Raw genomic sequence first — 20,017 nt, forward strand, 5'->3', positions numbered from 1 at the left:
TCGTTATAGGCCTAGTTATAACAGCTCTGTTGCCAAAAATCATTGCTTAAAATGATGATTTCATGACAATTAGCGCTGAGGTAGTTGTAAACATAATTCCATCATAGCTTTACGGTAAACATCACGTTTGAAGTTGACCACTTGACCCAATGGGTACCAGTAACTCACCCATTGCCATTCATCGAATTCGGGTGGGTCTGATAGGTTTAACTGAATATGATGCGGCGAGGCCGTTAACTTCAGTAAAAACCATTTCTGCTTTTGTCCAATACATACCGGATCTGAATCTGACCGAATGTACCGATGTGGCAAACGATAACGCAGCCAACCTTTTGTTTGCGCTATAGTTTGGACGTGTTCGGGCAATAAACCGACTTCTTCTCTCAGTTCACGAAAAAGTGCCTGTTCAGGGGTTTCTCCAAATTGGATTCCTCCTTGTGGAAATTGCCAAGCATTGTGACCAATGCGTTTTGCCCATAAAACTTGTCCGTCATCGTTTGCCAAAATGATCCCGACGTTGGGTCGGAAACCTTCTGAGTCGATCATTTGGCTACCTAAATTTTGTCTATATCGTTGACTTTGATCTCGGGGACAGTCACTCTTTTGTCCAACTCGAAAAAGGTCAAAGTAAAATGTTTAAAAATTGCTATGATCTTAACGAATTTCTATCGACTAGCGGTGATAGATTTACATTTTTTTTCTTAATTTTCAGTTTAAACGAGAAATTCTATGCAATTGGCTTTGTTTGATTTAGATCACACCCTGTTAAATACTGACTCTGATCACTCTTGGGGTGAATTTTTAGTCAATGAAGGTTTAGTCGATCCAGTTCATCATTGTCAAATGAATGACAAATTCTACGAAGACTATAAAGCAGGGCAACTTGACCCGATTGCTTATAATGAATTTGTATTCGAATTCCTGACCAAACACGACAATGCCTATTTAACTGAGTTACATCAGTTGTTTATGCAGAAGGTCATCCGTCCACAGATGCGGCCTAAAGGCTTCGAGGCGATTAAAAGACACCAAGTATTGGGACATGAGCTAGTTGGAATTACTGCGACCAGTGATTTTATTACCGCACCGATTTTCCGTGAATTCGGCATCACCGAAATTATTGCCACCAATGCAGAAGTAATTGATGGTCAATATACAGGCAAGGTGACAGGCATTCCGTGTTATCAAAAAGGCAAGCTCGCACGTCTGGATCAGTGGTTGGCTGGCCGATCAGTGACCGAGTCTTGGGCGTATTCTGATTCAATTAATGATCGTTTCTTGCTTGAATATGCCACCCATGCGATTGCGGTCAATCCAGACGATCGCTTAGAAAAGCTAGCGCAACAGCAGGCTTGGGACATTCAAGACTGGTCGATTTAAAATTTTGATTTACTGCCAAATATGTTCTGATGAAATGGAATATTTGGCAGTGGTCTAATCACGCTACAAAATTAAAAAAATCATTATCCGATTCATTCAAATTATTGCTATAACACTACTGGATTTATAGGGGGTGTTATGACAAAACAACAAATCAAATTACCAAAAAAACTCTGGACCGCAGAGAGTATTGATCTCACACGACATAGCTATCAAGGCAAGTTATTGAGTAAAAGCGAAGGCTTTCAATTAGGTAAGATACAACGAAAAAAAGTTCCACGTGAAAACTTAGCTCAACTTTCAGTACGTCCCAAAGGCACCACGGCGTTAACGCTTTATGATTGGAGTAATCAAGGACGCCTAGCACAATTACAGCCGATTCGTGCCAAGCGGATGAGTGTCTCGCCGTTTACGTTCTATCGTGGTATGCCCGCACTGATGCTGTTTGATCAAGCATGGGAACAACACAATTCAGGTTTGTTTCAGCAAATTTGTGGCGATTGCCATTTAAGCAACTTTGGTGGTTTTGCCAGTCCTGAACGTAACCTGTTATTTGGCATCAATGACTTTGACGAAACCTTGGTTGCGCCATTTGAGTGGGATTTAAAACGTCTGGTGACCAGTTTTGTGATTGCGGCCAAAGACATTGGCTTGGGAGAGCGTAGTGGCTTAAAAGCCATTAAAACCATGCTGAATAGCTACCGCAAACACTTGCTTGAAAATATGGCCTTATCCCCATTGCAAGTTTGGTATGAAAAGGTTGATGCCACCACTTTATTAGAAAATACAGAATGCCGAAAACTCAGAAAGAAACGCGCCAAGCATTTGGATTCAGCCCAAAAGCGCAATGCGCATTCGGTATTACCCAAGTTGACCCAACAAGATGGTGAAACTGGGTTTAGACACTTTATTGATGATGCCCCTTTACTGTGGCACCCCAAAGCGGATGAACCATTTGCTGAGCAAGTCGATGAGTTTTTTCAACGCTATCGTAACTCATTGAAATATGACCGACAGGTATTGTTTGATCGTTATCAGCGGACCGATGTGGCACTCAAAGTGGTGGGGGTTGGCAGTGTTGGAACCCGCTCAGCAATTGCCTTATTTGAAGATGCAGACCGTGAACCGCTGATCTTACAAATGAAGGAAGCCAATCCTTCAATTCTCAGTCCGCTGTTTAAAGATAAGGTTGCGCATGAAGGCGAGCGGGTGATTCATGGTCAGCAATTGATGCAAGCGGCCAGCGATATCTTCTTGGGTTTTTCCAGCTTGAAACAAGATTTTCATGTCCGTCAGTTACGAGATATGAAAATTTCGGTCGATCTTGCCGATATGGATGATGAATATTTCTATGAATATGCGGAAAGTTGCGGTCTCGCTTTAGCCCATGCGCATGCCAAAGCCGGTAATGCCGATGTGTTGATGGGGTATTTAGGTGAAGGCAGTACGATCGTTGAGGTTTTACAGAATTATGCGACCCAGTCAGCTGAGCGTAATTTCAATGACTACCAGCAATTCATGAATGCCGTAGCGGATGGTCAGATTCAGCTCGCTGGCGATGATGCCCTTTAATAAAAGGTCTGTGAGTACAGACATAAAAATAGTCATGATTTGAGAGAAAAAACATAAATGTTTAGCAAAATTATGTCAGGCTTGGGCCTGCAAGGTGTCACGCTTGAAACCCGTTTGTTTAATTCAACCTTACAAGCAGGGGAGACACTACGTGGTGAGATTAACTTTAAAGGTGGCTCAACCGATAAAGAAATTAAAGGCCTCTATCTGCAATTAATGACCATGGCGGAGGTAGAGTCCGGCGATCATGAATTTAATCAGCCTTTGATTTTGGATCAATGGTTAATCAGTGCTAATTTTTCATTGCCAGCAAATCAATCGCACAATATTCCTTTCACCATGGAAATACCGCATGAAACCCCAATCACCGAAGTTTCTTGCCGCCGTAATGGAACACGGGTCTGGATCAATACCCGTCTGGATGTAGATTGGGGCGTGGACGCAACGGATCGTGACTATTTAAGCGTCCTGCCAACACCAGCCATGCAAATGTTTTTACAAGCCATGCAGCAATGTGGATTTGTATTATCCAGCGTGGATGTGGAAAAAGGCCAACTGACTGCGCATAATTTTAGATCGACCATTGGCTGCTACCAAGAACTTGAATTTGTCTCTTCGCGTTTATTCAGTGGTTTTAATGAGGTGGAGGTGTCTTTTGTAGCTGAACCACACCAAACCCATGTCATGCTTGAGGTTGATCGCCGTCACCGCTCAGATCAATTATTGTCGATGACGATTCCACACCACCTCTTGGATGTTCAGCAGATGGCGCAGCAAATTCGCCGTTTATTGCAGATTAAATAATCTTGATTAAACCTCCCTCTGGGAGGTTTTTTTGTCATATTAATGTCATCATTTATTTTTAAGATCACTGTATGAAAATAAAAATAAATCAGGAAGCACAGACTTCTATTTCAATCGATGCATTACTGCAATTAAAACGACAACAACTCAGGATTAAAATGCGATGGATCGCTCTCCCGCTGTTCGTCTTGATCTTGATGTACAGTTGGCAGCAACAGCTTTTTACTGCTTGGGTGATCTTACCTTTACTTTGGATGTTGATCGTGCTGAATCTGACCTTGATTGCACGTTCCAGATCGAAAAAATTACAAACGATTGAGCAATTTAAATTCGATCCGATTTTTTGGCATAAATTCAGATTCTATTATCCAGAACTGGGGCTAAAACAACGGCAATTGATCGAAGCTGGATTTAAGGATTATTTGGCATTGCATGTCATGCAAAAACAGGCCTATGCCATGCCCTCGCATGCAGTTGATTCGTTATGGCATGTGATGTTGGAGTTCCCAAAGCAGTATCAAGACTTATGTGAACAGATACTCGGTCGGCAGTTACATCATAGCCCCTATGATGCAACGACTACGTCTCAACAGCAAACCAAACAATTGTTTGAAGCATGGCGAATGAATTGCACGTTGCATGCTTTCCAGCCAAGAAATGCCCCGTTGTTACCGAGACTATTTGCCATTGATCAGGCCTTAAACTGGCAGGATGGGCAGTATTTTAATTTAGAATTGATGACCAAGGATTATGCACAATATTTGCAAGCTCAGTCGTCGTCATCCTCTTCGAGTTGTGGAAGTAGTAGCAATAGCTGTAGTAGTTGCAGCAGCTGTGGTGGGGGCGGTGGAGATTAGCAGATGCCACTAGCCTACATGCATCATTCGAATCAGTTCTTCAGCCGCTTTGGATTGGATCCGTGCGGGATGCCAAACCATACCCAGTTGACGCTGCATATCCAGTTTTAAATCAAGTTGTTTTAAATCTTGATTCACCAAAGTTTTGGGTAACACAGACCAACCTAAACCAATTGACACCAGCATTCTGATTGACTCAAGTGGATTATTGCTCATGGTGATTTTTGGTTTTAAGTTATTTTTCTCAAACTCTGAAAGGGTAATTTGGCTGGTATAAGTTTGTGCTGCTGGTAATAGGCTTGGATAGGCAATCAAGTCTTCCAATTTAAGCTGTGTCTGTTGAGCCAAGGGGTGGAAGGGTGCAGCCACGAAGACTAAAGGGTCATTCCAAATGGTCACGTAATTGAGACGATCATCCCCAACCGGTGGTAAGGTTAAAAATGCCAGTTCCAATTCGCCTGCCAAAACTTGTTCATGGGCTTGTTCTGAGTCGACAAAATGCACATCCAAGGTCACTTGAGGATAGTGCTGTACAAAGTTTTTAAGGGGTTCCGCTAAATGGTGTAAGCCAATATGATGACTGGTCCCTATTTTTAAACGACCTTGGACCTGCGCTTGTTCATGACTTAAGGTATGGTGAATTTCCCCTAATTCATTTAGCCAAGTACGAACTTTAGGCAATAGAGAATGTGCTGCATGGGTGGGCTGAATGCCCCGACCCGCAGATTCAAATAGTTTGACCCCAAAATAGTCTTCTAAGCTATGAATCCGTTTGGTGACTGCGGGTTGGGTAATAAATAATTGTTCTGCTGCGATGGAAATTGAACCAGTTTCCATCACTTTTACAAATGCTTCAAAAGCAGCGAGGTTCATACAAGCTTGTCCAAGGAGATTTTAAAATTAGTTTTATAAGCAGTATTTTTGAATTAGAAATAATTCCATACTTTTTCATGAAAGAAAAAAGCAAAGGCTTGTACCGTTGGTTCAATTAAACTTAAGGTAGCTGCCATGAGCCAATTGCCTGTAATCAGGTAAGCAACGATCATCGCAACACTAATATGCATGATGTAATAACTCAAGGTTTTTTTCAAAGTCCGACTATTGTTCATGACAAATTGTTGAATATTTGACATCTGATTCACCCTACAAAATCTCTATTTAATTAAATAATAATCATTATCATTTAAAATGTAAAAAGGAAATTTCAATTCAGGACGATTGGATTTATAAATCGTGAGGTGATTGATTTAACATCAGCTGCTCAAAGCCAGAGTGCGTATGAAATGTGCTCAGCTAAGATGATTTAAATTTTTTTAATTTAATGAGATGATCAAGATATAAAATTTAAATTTATCATTCCTAAAAGTTTGTTAATTTATAAAAATGATAAATTAGATTTATGTGAAGCGATTGCTATAATCAATTCAAGATGAAAAATACCCAGACCAATGGCAAGCACGATGGAGGGCGACGACATGGCAGGCAAGACCTTATATGACAAATTATGGGATGACCATTTAGTAAAACAACGCGATGATGGTTCGAGCTTAATTTATATTGATCGCCATTTATTACATGAAGTAACTAGTCCTCAAGCGTTTGAAGGCTTACAGCTTGCCGATCGCCAACCTTGGCGTTTAAGTGCTAACGTTGCAACACCTGACCATAACGTGCCAACTTCTAAAAAAGAGCGTGAACAGGGCATTGCAGGGATTGAAGATGATACCTCTCGAATTCAAGTACAAACCTTAGATGACAACTGTAAAACCTTTAATATCGTTGAGTTTGGGATTAATGATATTCGTCAAGGGATTGCTCATGTGGTTGGCCCAGAACAAGGTTTGACTTTGCCGGGTATGACCGTGGTCTGTGGTGATTCTCATACCGCAACACATGGTGCTTTTGGCTGTTTAGCACATGGTATCGGGACGTCGGAAGTGGAACATGTGTTGGCAACGCAGTGCTTGGTACAGAAAAAATCGAAAAACATGTTGGTTCGTGTTGATGGTGTATTAGGTAAAGGCGTGACTTCTAAAGATGTGGTGTTAGCCATTATCGGTAAAATTGGGACTGCGGGCGGTACAGGCTATGCCATTGAGTTTGGCGGGCAAGTGTTCCGTGATATGTCAATCGAAGGCCGTATGACTGTATGTAATATGGCAATCGAAGCGGGTGCTCGTGTTGGTATGGTTGCTGTTGATGACAAAACCATTGCCTATGTGAAAGACCGTAACTATGCACCAAAAGGTGAGCAGTGGGATCAAGCAGTTGAATACTGGAATACCTTACATTCAGACGAAGATGCTGTATTTGATGCCGTAGTGGTATTGAATGGCGCAGAGATTGAGCCTCAAGTGTCTTGGGGAACTTCTCCAGAAATGGTCATTCCTGTTTCACAGGCAGTACCAACCTTAGAACAAGCCAAAGATGATGTACAACGCAATGACTGGACTCGTGCTTATCAATATATGGGCTTAACTGCTGGTCAAGCTTTGGCTGATATTCAGTTAGATCGTGTTTTCATTGGCTCATGTACTAACTCACGTATTGAAGATATCCGAGCTGCTGCAGATGTTGTGAAGGGGCGTACAGTTGCTTCAAGTATTAAGCAAGCAATGATTGTTCCTGGTTCTGGTTTGGTGAAACAGCAAGCCGAACAAGAAGGTTTAGATCAAATTTTCTTGGCAGCAGGTTTTGAATGGCGTGAACCAGGCTGTTCAATGTGTTTGGCGATGAATGCTGACAAGTTACAACCCGGTGAACATTGTGCTTCAACCTCGAATCGTAACTTTGAAGGTCGTCAGGGCAATGGTGGGCGGACGCATTTAGTGAGCCCAGCGATGGCAGCGGCAGCTGCAATTGCAGGCCATTTTGTTGACGTTCGTTCATTCTAAGGGAGCAATATCATGGAAAAATATACTGTAGAGCAAGGTATTGTTGGGCCTTTAGACCGTGCCAATGTCGATACCGATTTAATCATTCCAAAACAGTTTTTGAAATCGATTAAACGTACGGGATTCGGTGATAACTTATTTGATGAGTTACGCTATTTGGATGAAGGCTTCTTAGGTCAAGACATTAGCAAACGCCCAAAGAATCCTGACTTCGTGTTAAATCAACCGCGCTATCAAGGTTCAACTATCTTATTGGCACGCACTAACTTTGGTTGTGGTTCAAGCCGTGAGCATGCGCCATGGGCATTGAATGAATATGGCTTCCGTACTGTCATTGCGCCGAGCTTTGCCGATATTTTCTTTAATAACTGCTTTAAAAATGGCATGTTACCTGTGATTTTATCTGAACAGATTGTGGATCAATTGTTCAAGGAATGTGCTGAGAATGAGGGTTATCAACTTACGATTGATTTAGAAGCTCAGGAAGTACGTACGCCCGCAGGTGAAGCATTTAAATTTGAAATTGATCCATTCCGTAAACATTGCTTATTGAATGGTTTGGATGATATTGGCTTAACTTTACAAGTGGCAGATGATATTCGCGCTTTTGAAGCTAAGGCGAAACAAGCGCGTCCGTGGGTGTTTCAAGACATCCAAGCATAAGTTTGGGTGCAAGAAACCAGATTGGGTTTTAGACATTTTTAACATAGGCATAGCGCAGAGATTGAACTCTTGTTAACATGCTAGCGGATAATATTTTGCTTACATGTTAACAAGACATGAGGACTGGGCTTGAATAATGAAAAGAAGACTCGCTCGCAGTATTTTACTGTGTCTAGGCGCTACGATGACTTTGACTGCGTGTCAAAATGCACCCAATGTGGTGGATCAGGTTCGTATTGCACAGAACACATTGGAAACTAAGGCGGACAACACAACTTTATATTGTTCAGGTGTTGAGAATTGTGAGTTTGAGCGAATTGGTGACATTGCGGTCATTGATGCAAAAACTCATCGGATTAGCCAACAGGCGATGGAACGCGGCATTGTACGCTTACATGGTTCAGTATTTAGCCGCAAACAGCAGGTCTATTTAAGTGTACCAGCCAAGCAATATGAAGTCGTCATTCGTTTCTATCCGATTTCTCCTGATCGTTCCGAAACTTTCCATGTGATCCATGCATTTAAACCGCATGTGCGCTATACCTTTAAAATGTACCGAGACCGAACACGTCGTTCAGGCAGTTTACTTAATGTTTCTGTACCTGATCCATTGTGTGTAGATTTACAGCAAGAGCAACACACCATTCGCCGTTTCTGTCGTCCATTTGACGTTAGTACAGGTCTTGGTGAGTTTGTTGAGAAAAAGGTTTAATAGGCTCGCAGTGTTATCGCTGCACATAGGAAAATTGGAAAAATAAATGTCGAAGCATATTTTAATTTTAGCGGGTGATGGCATTGGTCCTGAAATCGTAGCAGCTGCTGAAAAGGTTTTAACCAAGGTCAATGATAAATTTAATTTAGGTTTGACATGGGAACATGGTTTGCTTGGTGGTTCTGCAATTGATGCACATGGCGAACCGTACCCAACAGTGACCAGTGAACAGGCGAAAAAAGCCGATGCAATTTTATTAGGTGCAGTTGGTGGTCCGAAGTGGGATAGCATTGAGCGTTCAATTCGCCCTGAACGTGGCTTGTTAAAAATTCGCAGCGAATTAAATTTATTCGCCAACTTACGTCCTGCGATTTTGTATCCACAATTGGCAGATGCATCTAGCTTAAAACCTGAAATCGTTGCCGGTCTTGATATTCTCATTGTTCGTGAGTTAACGGGTGGGATCTATTTTGGTCAGCCACGTGGTATTCGTGAACTCGAAAATGGTGAAAAGCAGGGTTATAACACTGACGTCTATTCAGAAAGTGAAATCAAACGCATCGCCAAAGTTGCTTTTGAGTTGGCTGGATTACGTGGTGGCAAGGTCTGTTCGGTGGATAAAGCCAATGTACTTGAAGTAACGGAATTGTGGAAACAAACCGTCGCTGACTTGCAGCAAGCACAGTATTCAAATATTCAGTTGTCGCATATGTATGTAGATAACGCAGCAATGCAGTTGGTACGCGCACCTAAGCAATTTGATGTGATTGTCACAGGTAATTTGTTCGGTGATATCCTCTCTGACGAAGCAGCGATGTTGACGGGTTCAATTGGTATGTTGCCATCTGCCTCTTTAGATGAAAATGGTAAAGGTATGTATGAACCTTGCCATGGTTCTGCACCAGATATTGCAGGACAGAACATTGCCAATCCATTGGCAACAGTGCTTTCAGTAGCAATGATGTTGCGCTATACCTTCCGTGAAGAAGCAGCTGCGAAAGCAATTGAAGATGCGGTCGGTCAGGTGTTAGACCAAGGTTTACGTACTGCCGATATTATGTCGGAAGGCATGAACAAGGTCGGTACTGATGCGATGGGTGAGGCTGTCGTTACAGCATTAAACTAAGCCTTGCAGGCTATAAAAAAAACGCAGCATGAGCTGCGTTTTTTTATTTGATAAATCAGCAGGCCTTACCCTCATAACGAATTGATTGTGCAATTTGTTGTTGATCCAGCTCAAAAATAATATGGCATTTTAAGTTTAGATCATAAGCACTGCCTGCATTGCCAGCAGTTTGAATCGGAATATTCTGTGCGCCAAGTTCGGTTGATTGTGCAATCGGAATCGGGATACGGACGGGACGAATCACGGTATAAATCAGTTGATTATTTTGCTTAACCGGTTGGGCCAGTGTTTGGAAACCTAAGGGTTTTAAGTCGAGCTGTTGCTGGATGGTCTGCGCAGATTGCCCAATAAACGGCTTTAGATAGTCGGGTAGACTAATATTTGGCTGGTTTGATGTCGCACAAGCTTGTAAACCGAGAAGCGTACAGAACAACAGGTACTTATAATTTTTCATTATGATCATCCTTTATCTTTTTGATCTTTTTTTATTCAATGGCAAAAGTGCAGCAGTGTCGAGAGCATTTATGTGAATTGCTAAAAAGATACAATCTTGTCTACTTTTGGACAATGTTCAAGCCCAGCAAAATATGCTTAGATAATGATGATAATTAAGCGATTTGGACAACTTCATGCGCAAAATAATATTTGGCTTGATCTGTGGGGCAATGGCGACATTGAGCTATGCGGATAACTGCGAAAATGCCCGTAATACTTATGATGATATCTACTGTACCAATAAAATTTTTGCCAGTGCAGATGCTGATTTAAATAAAAACTATCAGCAATTACGCAAACAGCTGAGCGATACACAACAAAAAATTTTAAAAAAATCACAACTGGCGTGGATTCGCCATCGTGATGCAGAATGTAGTGATGATTCCAAGAGTACGGTTTATGTGCAATGCCAATTGAACGCAACGCAAGAACGCAATAACTGGCTGCAAGAGCGTATCCGTGAATGCCAGACGGTGGGGTGTAAAACCACACGGCTCAGTGAATAAACTTTCGTATCAGCAATAAAAAAAGCCACATGATGTGGCTTTTTTGCATTCACTAATCTGACTTAGCGCGCACGATAAGTGATACGACCCTTAGTTAAATCATAAGGTGTCATTTCAACTTTAACACTGTCACCTGTCAAAATACGGATATAGTGTTTACGCATTTTACCAGAAATGTGAGCAATAACTTCGTGACCGTTTTCTAAACGTACACGGAACATCGTATTAGGAAGCGTTTCGGTGACAACGCCTTCGAACTCAATGAGTTCCTCTTTATTGGCCATAGCCTACCTGAGATCAAATTGGGAAGGCGCAAATTATAGTCAATTTATTTAAAATTTACAAGATCAAGTCTGTTAGAGGCTGTCAGATATTAACCGAAAGGAACTGTCAGACAATTCGCGATTTTTTTTAACAAAATAAGCAGAATATTGTTGTCAGTTTGGTCAATCAACGTTAATCTAAAATTGTTGTTCATTGTCATAATAACGTATCTACAGGGAAGGGCACAGCGTGGGTCAGCTAACAGATGCATCAGTTGTATTGCGCTTTGGTTATCAGGCAATTCGTAAAGCAGGATTACCAACTGAAGAGATTTTAACAAAGGCCGGCGTGGCATTAAATCAAGTGGATACCAATGCAAGAACGCCGCTAAGTGCACAAAATGCGTTCTGGATCGCTGCACAGGATGTGAGTAACGATCCTGATATTGGGCTTCATCTCGGTGAACATCTACCACTTTATCGTGGGCAAGTGATTGAACATTTATTTATTAGTAGTGAAACCTTTGGTGAAGGCTTAAAGCGCGCTTTGGCTTATCAACGCCTGATCAGTGACGCTTTTGATGCCAAACTGGTGATTGAGGATGGTCGTTGTTACTTGAGCAATGGCGAGCAGTATTGGCCAGATAATCTGGTCAACCGTCACTTCTCTGAATGTGCCATGTCAGGCATTTTACGTTTCTTTAAGTTTATTACCGAAGGTCAGTTTCACCCGATTTATATTGATTTTAACTTTAATGAGGGTGCTGCTGATGATGAATACTTTAGAGTCTATGGCTGTCCAGTGAGCTTGGGGCAAAAAGAAACCCGCCTTTATTTTGATGCGGCCGTACTAGATTATCCGTTATGGCAAGCAGAGCCTGAATTATTACAATTGCATGAGCAATTGGCGATTGAGAAATTACAAGAACTGGCGCGTTACGATCTGGTTGGTGAAGTCCGCCGTGCCATTGGCTCAACCCTTGAAAGTGGTGAAACGACTCTGGAAACGGTAGCGGCACAGTTGAATATCACGCCACGTCGTTTAAGAACCCAACTCAGTGAGGCCAATACCAGCTTCCAGCAAATTCTTTCGGACTATCGTTGCCGTTTGGCGAAAAAGCTGTTGGCAAATACCAATGAAAGCGTCGAGCGTATTGTGTATTTAACGGGTTTCTCTGAACCAAGTACTTTCTATCGTGCCTTTAAGCGTTGGACCAATGAAACGCCAGTTGAATATCGCAAGCGTAAACAGCGTTAATTGCTTCTAAGTAAAAAAGCCTTATCATTGTGATAAGGCTTTTTTGTTATTCAGCTAAATTTAACCAGTGTGGACCTAAAGGTAGCTGTGGTAAATCGAATTCATCAGGATAGTAAGACTGAATAAAATATAAACCATCAGGTGGGGCAGTAATCCCAGCAGCGGTGCGATCTTCTGCGGCAAACATGGTATCAATATGGTCGATTTCATACATGCCTTGTCCAATTTCAAGCAGGCATCCCATGATATTACGCACCATATGGTGTAAGAAACCATCTGCTTGAATATCTAAGACCAGATAACGACCATGTTCGAATAAGCGACAGTGTTTTACATGACGTACAGGTTGATTTGATTGACAGGCTGCGGCACGGAAAGTCTCAAAATTATGCGTACCCTCGAATTTTGCCGCTGCCGTAATCATCTTTTGCACATCAAGCTTTTGATAAAGATGGGTGACCTGTTTATATAATAGGGCAGGGCGAGTCGGGGCGTTATACACCACATAGCGGTAACGACGAGCCACAGCTTTAAAACGTGCATGGAAATTTTCATCCATACATTTAATCCACTGGATTGAAATGTCTTTGGGCAATTGACTATTGGCACCACGAATCCAACCTTGTTCTGGGCGAATGGCTTCGGTGTCGAAATGTGCCACCATATTGGTCGCATGTACACCTGCATCTGTTCGTCCAGCACCATGTAACATAATCGGCTGATTGGCAATACGACTCAGCACTTTTTCTATGGTTTCCTGAACAGTGATAACGCCAGCCTGTTGGGTTTGCCAACCACGGTATTGAGTACCGCAAAATTCAATACCGATTGCATAACGTTGCATGTCCTAACCTCAGAATTAATGTTGATGCCAATGCGCGAACCATTGTTCGTGGGTCGGATATTTTAAATACATTTGCAAGACTTTTGCATATAAATCGGCATGGCTATGGCAATCATTGACCAAAACTTTGGCAGATTGAATCCATGAGCTGACCGCATAGCGTTGATCAAGCTGCCCAAAGGTCACTTGCGTACTAATAATGGGTAAGCACCGTTGCTGATAGAGCTGTTCAAATAGCGCCAGAATTTCATCATTCACCGCAATATTACCTGTACCAAAGCCTTGTAAAACCAAAAAATGAGGTGGGTTAACTAGAAGATTTTTTAATTGTAAAATAAATTGTTGTTTCCCAACCGGCTGTAACATCAAATTTAAGACACTGAGCTGAGCGGCTTGCTCAATCTGTTCATTTTGGACAATAAAAGCATCTGCTGTAGTATTACAGCTCTGGTCTGCTTTGATGCCAACAAAGGCATCTAATTCAGTGGTATGGGCTTTTAAAGTGCTTTGTGCATGAAAGACTTGTTCATGGAAGGCAAGATAAACACCACTTGGCAAGGTAAGCACTTGCTCCAGTGCTAAATACAGGTTGCCAATTGCATCGGTGAATTCGCGGGTATCATTGCCTTCAATATTCAATAATGGGTATTGGCTGCCCGTAATGATGGCGTGGCAAGAATGGCCTAAAAAACGTGCCAGTGTTGCCGCAGCATAACTCAGTGTATCCGTTCCATGAATAATGACAAAATGCTGAAAGCCATTGAGTTGTAATTGTTGGATTTGTTGTACCAACTTCAACCAATCGGTTGCGGTACAGGCGCTGCTGTCTTTAATGCTAGGGGCAGCGAAACATTCAACCTGCAAATGTGGTGGAATCACCTTCGCTAATAAAGGTAAAAAATCCTGTTCAGGCATTGGTATCAAGGGTTCACCAATACAACCAAACGTCCCACCCATATAAATTAAAGCGATTGTTTTCATCATAAAAAAAAGCAGCCTGAGAGACTGCTTATATTAGACTGATCAAATTCAGGAAGCTATTTTATTCAGTAAATTTTCTGAACGTTGTTGTTGTTCTGCATTGAATGCCTGATTGTTTTTTAACAACTCACGGGCAGAATCATAGGCACCCAGTTCAATATACTGCTCTGCAAGCTCTAAATTCAGCTGTGCTTCATCAAGCTGTTGCAGGTCTGGGAAAGACTGGGCCAATGGGTCATGAACTGTAATCGCTGCCGCAGGCGTGATCAATTCAGGTTGTGTTTCAACTACAGCTGGTTCTGCAATGTCAAATGAAAACGTTGTGGTTTCAAGTGGTGCAGGTTGTTCAGTTTTTTCTATGGTAGGTTCAAAATTAAAATCTAAGCTGGGTGTTGCTTCTTCTACAGGTGCTTTTTCTGCAACGGGCTGAGATGCAAGCTCTAAAGAAGTAAAGTTAAAGTCAAGCTCAGGTTTTAGGTCTTCAGTTTTTGCTTCTTCAATGCTTGGTGCTGTTGGTTCTAAGTTAAACGAAAACTCAAGTGGCTGCTGTTCTTTACTCTCAGATATTTCAACTGGAGACTGTGCAGGCACGGCTTCATCAGCAGGCTTCTGTTCAAAGGAGAAATTAAAGTCTAAAGGTTGAACTTCAGGTGCAGCTTCTACAGGCTTTGCTTCTTCTGTCGGTGCAGCATATTCTGATTGTAAGTCATCAAATGATTGCGCAGCTGGTGTTTGGACTAAAGCATCAAAGTCAGCAGCATTGTTTTGAAGCTGTGGCTCAGATGTAGGTGTTTGCTGAAAACTATGTGATGCTAAATTAAATTCAATCGAATCAGGCTGTTTATTCTGCTCGTATTCACGATGCTTCGCTTCTGCTGCTTGCGCAATATCTTCCAGTTTTAAGGCATGAATATGTTTGATCAATTGATCAATCGCCAAATCATCTTTTTGCTTTAAATGAATATCCAGTAAAAACAAATACAATTCATGTTGAGAATTGTCTTGTTTTAAAGCTTGATTGATTTGTGCCTCGGCAGACTGAAAGTTACCACTTTGAATTTGTTGTTCAAGTTTTTGACGTAAGCTTTCAGAAATTGCTGTAGTCGTTGGAGGTGCTGCTGGCTCTTGTTCTTCACGTACGAGCGTGGTTCGTGAAGCAGATCGTGTCGCTGCTTTTTTTGTCGTTTTGCTTGCACCTTTTTTAGATGCAGTATTGGCTTGATTGCTTTCACGTTTTTTTAAAACGATAGCTACAATCAGTACAATGACGAGCAGTACAATGATTATAGTTGACATGATCTATACCCCTTAAAGATAGAGCCGCTTTTATGCAAATTTATGAGAATATTCTCGTAACCTAGCGTGTTGGCTTTTTAGTGTCCTGTTGCGCTTTCAACTGATCTTGCAGTTCAGCAAGTCGAGCATTTAACAGCTGAATACGTTGTTCCTTCTGACGTAGTGCCAATTCTAACTGTGTTACGTTTCTTTGTAATGTAACGGTTTTTTCTCGTGCTGTCATAACTTTTAATGATAAATCGGCACTGGTTTTTTGCTGTAATGTGTCTTTTTTGGCACTTCCAGTACTGGAATCTTGATTACTCTCAGCCACCAGAGACATTTCAGCTTGTTGTAACCGATATTTGGCTTTTCCTACGGCTGGACGCTGTGTTTGTGCCGCAATTTGATTGGTGTTCTTATTCTGCTGTGTAGATGTGGCAGTAAGATTAAAGTTTAAATGTGAGCCCTGTCTAAGGCGGTTGGCGTTCCCCCCAATAAAGGCATGTTCATTTTGTGCTTTGATTTGATTCATGACCTGAGCAACAGGCTGCTGTGTTTGCCCTGCAATATGTTGTGCAATACTCCATAAGGATTCATTACGTTGCACCACATGCTGTTGGGCTTTGTCATCGTTTGCTGCTGCTTTTGTCGGGAGCTTCTTTTTGGCCGCTTGGACTGTCTCTTTCACTGGATCAGGTGTTTTCGCATTTTCTTTGGTTTCAATCGGTTTAAGTTCAGCTACTTTGAGTTCCTCATCCAATGCAGTACTTTGCTTGGTCGCAGCCGTATTCACAGTTTGAGTACTTTCCTGTTTGACAGGCACTGTTTTTGGCTGCTGTGGTACTTTTTCTGGGATAGGCGTTGCTGGCTGTGGCACGGAGCTCGCCACTGCCGCGGTTTTTTCTACTGTCACGGGGGGAGAGATTGAAACTGCACTGGCAGCTGTTGTTGTCGTACTTGGCTTTGATGTTTCTAATACAGGTGGAAGGGTAAATGGCGCATTCAGGAGTGTTTCTTGTTTTAAGTTTTGCCCTTGTGAGTTTGCATTTGTAGCATTAAAGCGTGTGCTTTCAGGTAGGTTTAAAGCGATATCTTTTTCACTGACAATAAACTTGGGTGTGAGTGATTTTTCATTGGCATTCTTCACTAGAGGTGCTTTCGCGACTTGACGCATAGGTTGGCGAATATGCTTTAAATGAGATGCGCCACCTTCCTGAATTTTTAAAATAATATTCAGTTCAGCATCGGTCATGGGGCGTGATGAAGTGATCACAATCACGCCTTCACCTTGATTATTACGGCGTGTAAAAAAATTAAGATTAGCAGGGGGCTGATGCGCAGCGCCAAGCATCAATAAATCTTCAGGTGTTGCCAAACTGACGTCTAATTTAGAATTGGCATCGGCTTGGTGGAAACTCATTTCGGCATAAAGAAGTTCACCAGGCGCAGACTGGATTTGAATTGGATCAAGCGTAATTGCATAAAGGTGTTGCGAAGAAATGATGGCTAAAATGGCAATTTTTAATTTGTTATAAACAGTCATCTCGATCCATGAAAAAGTGATGTTATGGTCTGGAAAAAGTATACATTACCGTGATGTAAATGAATTGTAAATTATTCATCTTTCGTCGCAAGAAAAAAGCCGATCAAATGTGATCGGCTTTTGATTTTTAGGAATTTTTGCTTAAGCGTTCTTGTATTCCACCAGAATACGAAGCATACGGCGTAATGGCTCGGCAGCACCCCAAAGCAGTTGGTCACCAACAGTGAATGCACCAAGATATTCTTTACCCATATTGAGCTTACGCAAACGGCCAACAGGAACAGTTAAAGTACCTGTGACTGCAACAGGGGTAAGATCTGTCATAGAGGCTTCACGAGTATTCGGAACGACTTTTGCCCATTGGCTAGAGTTGCGAATCATGTCTTCGATTTCATCAAGTGGCACATCTTTTTTCAATTTCAATGTGATTGCTTGAGAGTGGCAACGCATTGCACCAATACGCACACAGTGACCATCAATTGGAACGATTTGTTGATTACCTAAAATCTTGTTGGTTTCAACCTGACCTTTCCATTCTTCTTTCGATTGACCGCTTTCGAGTTGTTTGTCGATATACGGAATCAATGAACCCGCCAATGGCACGCCAAAGTTTGCTTTCGGGAAACCTTCGCCACGTTGTAATTCTGCGATTTGACGGTCAATATCAAGGATTGCAGATTTAGGGTCATCCAATAAGGTTTTAGTATTGTTATACAAATAACCCATACCTGTGATCAGTTCACGCATGTTCTGCGCACCCGCACCAGACGCTGCTTGATAGGTCATTGAAGTCGCCCATTCCACTAAATTATTTTGGAACAGTGAACCTAAGCCCATCAACATCAATGAAACGGTACAGTTACCGCCAACGAAAGTTTTAGTACCGTTGACCAAACCATCTTTGATCACGTTTAAGTTGACTGGATCAAGAACGATGATTGCGTCATCTGCCATACGCAGCGTAGATGCGGCATCAATCCAATAGCCATCCCAACCTTCAGCTTTAAGCTTTGGGAAAACTTCAGAGGTATAATCACCACCTTGGCAGGTTAAAATGACATCCATTTGCTTCAGACTGTTAATGTCTGTTGCATCCATAAGTGCTGGGGCAGTCTTACCACCAAATGAAGGTGCTTCGCCACCTGCATTACTGGTAGAGAAATAGAATGGCTCGATATGAGCAAAATCATTCTCTTCAACCATACGTTGCATCAGGACAGAACCAACCATCCCACGCCAACCGACCAGACCTACTTTCATGTCATTGTGCCTCGGTATGTAAAAAAATTTAAAGGGGTTTGAGTGTATCAAAAGTGCCCACAACTGCAAGCTTTACTGAAATAAAACAGTGCGTTTATTGAGTGGAATATCTTGTTTATATTAGATAGAAAATTGATAAAGCGAAAACTTTATTGTAAATCTATGCTACCCCAAAGAGAAAAATGAACATGATATGGATTCAGATTTGCGCAGCACTGGTGATATGGCTTTCATTTTGGTCTTTGATCCCCAGAGATGAATGGTGGTTTCGGGGTGCAGACTTTCCGAGATTACAAATATTAGCACTCGGGATCATCACATTTTTTGCGATGCTATTTGTGCTTTCCGATTGGACCTTGAGTACTGAACTGCTCTTTCTTGGGCTGGTTGCAGCGATAGCCTATCAGCTTAAAATGGTGTTGCCTTATACGCCGTTATGGCGCAAGCAAGTCAAAAAAGTCAAAAAGGCGCAACTCAATCCAGAGCAACAAATTTCCTTATTGGTGGCAAATGTACTGACACCTAATCACAAATATCATCTGTTACTTGAACAGATTGAAATTTTAAAGCCAGATTTGGTACTTACGCTGGAGTCGAATGCTGAATGGCAGCAAGCGCTGAGCCCAATTGAAGACGATTATCCTTTCCGTGTGGCAGTACCCTTAGAAAACCTATATGGCATGCATCTTTATAGTCGTTTGCCCTTAAACGACACCGAAGTTAAATTTATTTTGAGTAATGAAATTCCATCGATTCATACTGCAGTGACTTTGCCATCAGGCGTGCAAGTGCAGTTGTATTGTTTGCACCCTAAACCACCGAGTCCAACAGAGGCCAAAGATTCGACCTTAAGAGATGCAGAATTACTGATTGTGGGTGATCAGATTGAAGATATTGATCAGAGCTGTATCGTGATGGGGGATTTGAATGATGTGGCATGGTCAAGAACAACGCGTTTATTTCAGCGGATTAGTGGCTTGCTTGATCCTCGAGTCGGGCGCTATTTTATGAATACCTTCCATGCTGACTATCCTTTATTACGATGGTCGCTGGATCATATCTTTCATAGTACTGATTTTGGTTTGGTCGATATGAAACGCCTGCCACATATTGGTTCAGATCATTTTCCGGTGTATGTAGTCTTACAAACAGGACGGGTGTTTGAACAGCAACAACAATCGTTGCAACAGACCGCTGAGGATGAGCAGGAGGCTCAGGAAGCCATACAAGATGGAATCGAAAAGGCGGAGCAAGAGGAGAAGCCGGTGACAGATCCTTTAGCTCAACCACATAAACAACAAATGGAAAACTGATTCAGCGAGAAGATGTGTGCGCAATTGGCTGATTTTAAAGTTTACCTAATCAATGTACGTTATTTCGTACATAGATTTAAGTCTGCAACGAATAGTTCTACATCGTTAAAAGGTTTATTCTAAATACATCAGCACAAGGACGCAGGAATGGATTTCCGCTTAAGGATAGCAACGCTGAGATGGAAAAGTCATCATGGATATGATGCATGCGATGGACGCAGGATAATAAAAGTAGTTTGAAAGCACAACCTCATTTGCCCGAGTTTTG

Annotated in this window: 21 protein-coding genes; 11 read left to right on the forward strand and 10 right to left on the reverse strand. The window is 41.9% G+C overall.

All coding sequences use genetic code 11. The features are described from left to right. Nucleotides 1-69: 69 nt before the first annotated feature. Nucleotides 70-546, reverse strand: coding sequence for an RNA pyrophosphohydrolase (locus MN869_RS09055; protein WP_241304851.1), 477 nt, complete (start codon nt 544-546; stop codon nt 70-72). Nucleotides 547-729: 183 nt separating this feature from the next. Between MN869_RS09055 and MN869_RS09060 the strand changes: the two genes are divergently transcribed. From MN869_RS09060 to MN869_RS09075, 4 genes are all read left to right on the forward strand, one after another. Further along, complete coding sequence (locus MN869_RS09060) at nt 730-1,380, forward strand: HAD family hydrolase (protein ID WP_241286996.1); 651 nt, start codon at nt 730-732, stop codon at nt 1,378-1,380. A gap of 138 nt (nt 1,381-1,518) precedes the next feature. Then, nucleotides 1,519-2,952 carry a DUF2252 domain-containing protein gene (locus tag MN869_RS09065; protein WP_241286997.1) on the forward strand — a complete coding sequence of 478 codons (1,434 nt, stop codon included), beginning with the start codon at nt 1,519-1,521 and terminating at the stop codon, nt 2,950-2,952. A gap of 57 nt (nt 2,953-3,009) precedes the next feature. Continuing rightward, nucleotides 3,010-3,756, forward strand: a complete 747-nt coding sequence (locus MN869_RS09070) for a sporulation protein (RefSeq protein WP_241286998.1) — start codon at nt 3,010-3,012, stop codon at nt 3,754-3,756. A 71-nt stretch (nt 3,757-3,827) separates the two neighbouring features. Then, nucleotides 3,828-4,613 (forward strand): hypothetical protein, encoded by a 786-nt coding sequence (locus MN869_RS09075; protein WP_241286999.1) that lies wholly within the window; start codon nt 3,828-3,830, stop codon nt 4,611-4,613. A gap of 9 nt (nt 4,614-4,622) precedes the next feature. On the opposite strand, the gene MN869_RS09080 is transcribed toward MN869_RS09075, so the two are convergent. Continuing rightward, entirely contained in the window at nt 4,623-5,486 is an 864-nt protein-coding gene (locus tag MN869_RS09080) for a LysR family transcriptional regulator (RefSeq protein ID WP_004802484.1), read from the reverse strand. Nucleotides 5,487-5,539: 53 nt separating this feature from the next. Further along, entirely contained in the window at nt 5,540-5,746 is a 207-nt protein-coding gene (locus MN869_RS09085) for a DUF2061 domain-containing protein (RefSeq protein WP_004656050.1), read from the reverse strand. Nucleotides 5,747-6,088: 342 nt separating this feature from the next. Here MN869_RS09085 and leuC point away from each other — a divergent pair, with 342 nt between their 5' ends. The 4 genes from leuC (at nt 6,089) to leuB (ending at nt 10,008) form a co-directional block, all read left to right on the forward strand. Beyond that, nucleotides 6,089-7,507 carry a 3-isopropylmalate dehydratase large subunit gene (gene leuC / locus MN869_RS09090; RefSeq protein ID WP_004802487.1) on the forward strand — a complete coding sequence of 473 codons (1,419 nt, stop codon included), beginning with the start codon at nt 6,089-6,091 and terminating at the stop codon, nt 7,505-7,507. 12 nt (nt 7,508-7,519) lie between these two features. Next, complete coding sequence (leuD, locus tag MN869_RS09095; protein ID WP_033133254.1) at nt 7,520-8,170, forward strand: 3-isopropylmalate dehydratase small subunit; 651 nt, start codon at nt 7,520-7,522, stop codon at nt 8,168-8,170. A 136-nt stretch (nt 8,171-8,306) separates the two neighbouring features. Continuing rightward, nucleotides 8,307-8,882, forward strand: a complete 576-nt coding sequence (locus tag MN869_RS09100) for a hypothetical protein (RefSeq protein WP_026057512.1) — start codon at nt 8,307-8,309, stop codon at nt 8,880-8,882. Nucleotides 8,883-8,928: 46 nt separating this feature from the next. Then, nucleotides 8,929-10,008, forward strand: coding sequence for a 3-isopropylmalate dehydrogenase (gene leuB / locus MN869_RS09105; protein ID WP_241287000.1), 1,080 nt, complete (start codon nt 8,929-8,931; stop codon nt 10,006-10,008). A 55-nt stretch (nt 10,009-10,063) separates the two neighbouring features. Here leuB and MN869_RS09110 read toward each other — a convergent pair whose 3' ends face one another. Continuing rightward, nucleotides 10,064-10,462, reverse strand: a complete 399-nt coding sequence (locus MN869_RS09110; protein ID WP_004802495.1) for a hypothetical protein — start codon at nt 10,460-10,462, stop codon at nt 10,064-10,066. 175 nt (nt 10,463-10,637) lie between these two features. On the opposite strand from MN869_RS09110, the gene MN869_RS09115 reads away from it, so the two are divergent. Continuing rightward, nucleotides 10,638-11,009 carry a lysozyme inhibitor LprI family protein gene (locus MN869_RS09115; RefSeq protein WP_004656039.1) on the forward strand — a complete coding sequence of 124 codons (372 nt, stop codon included), beginning with the start codon at nt 10,638-10,640 and terminating at the stop codon, nt 11,007-11,009. A gap of 62 nt (nt 11,010-11,071) precedes the next feature. Here the strand turns inward: MN869_RS09115 and infA are convergent, their stop codons facing one another. Continuing rightward, nucleotides 11,072-11,293: a translation initiation factor IF-1 gene (gene infA / locus MN869_RS09120; protein WP_001284370.1), complete on the reverse strand. Its 222-nt coding sequence runs from the start codon at nt 11,291-11,293 to the stop codon at nt 11,072-11,074. Between the two features lie 229 nt (nt 11,294-11,522). Here infA and MN869_RS09125 point away from each other — a divergent pair, with 229 nt between their 5' ends. Next, complete coding sequence (locus tag MN869_RS09125; RefSeq protein WP_004656037.1) at nt 11,523-12,530, forward strand: AraC family transcriptional regulator; 1,008 nt, start codon at nt 11,523-11,525, stop codon at nt 12,528-12,530. A 46-nt stretch (nt 12,531-12,576) separates the two neighbouring features. Here MN869_RS09125 and truA read toward each other — a convergent pair whose 3' ends face one another. From truA to asd, 5 genes are all read right to left on the reverse strand, one after another. Further along, complete coding sequence (truA, locus tag MN869_RS09130) at nt 12,577-13,374, reverse strand: tRNA pseudouridine(38-40) synthase TruA (protein WP_005315187.1); 798 nt, start codon at nt 13,372-13,374, stop codon at nt 12,577-12,579. A gap of 15 nt (nt 13,375-13,389) precedes the next feature. After that, entirely contained in the window at nt 13,390-14,358 is a 969-nt protein-coding gene (locus tag MN869_RS09135; RefSeq protein WP_241304852.1) for an asparaginase domain-containing protein, read from the reverse strand. 45 nt (nt 14,359-14,403) lie between these two features. After that, nucleotides 14,404-15,651, reverse strand: a complete 1,248-nt coding sequence (locus MN869_RS09140) for a FimV domain-containing protein (protein WP_241304853.1) — start codon at nt 15,649-15,651, stop codon at nt 14,404-14,406. A gap of 61 nt (nt 15,652-15,712) precedes the next feature. After that, nucleotides 15,713-17,176: a FimV domain-containing protein gene (locus MN869_RS09145; protein ID WP_241304854.1), complete on the reverse strand. Its 1,464-nt coding sequence runs from the start codon at nt 17,174-17,176 to the stop codon at nt 15,713-15,715. Between the two features lie 141 nt (nt 17,177-17,317). After that, nucleotides 17,318-18,436, reverse strand: coding sequence for an aspartate-semialdehyde dehydrogenase (gene asd, locus MN869_RS09150; protein WP_004802505.1), 1,119 nt, complete (start codon nt 18,434-18,436; stop codon nt 17,318-17,320). 188 nt (nt 18,437-18,624) lie between these two features. Here asd and MN869_RS09155 point away from each other — a divergent pair, with 188 nt between their 5' ends. Beyond that, a complete protein-coding gene (locus MN869_RS09155; RefSeq protein ID WP_241304884.1) occupies nt 18,625-19,749 on the forward strand; it encodes an endonuclease/exonuclease/phosphatase family protein in 1,125 nt (374 codons plus the stop codon). Nucleotides 19,750-20,017 lie beyond the last annotated feature (268 nt).

The organism is Acinetobacter sp. NIPH1876 (genome assembly GCF_022808535.1).
GTDB classification, from domain to species: Bacteria; Pseudomonadota; Gammaproteobacteria; order Pseudomonadales; family Moraxellaceae; genus Acinetobacter; species Acinetobacter higginsii.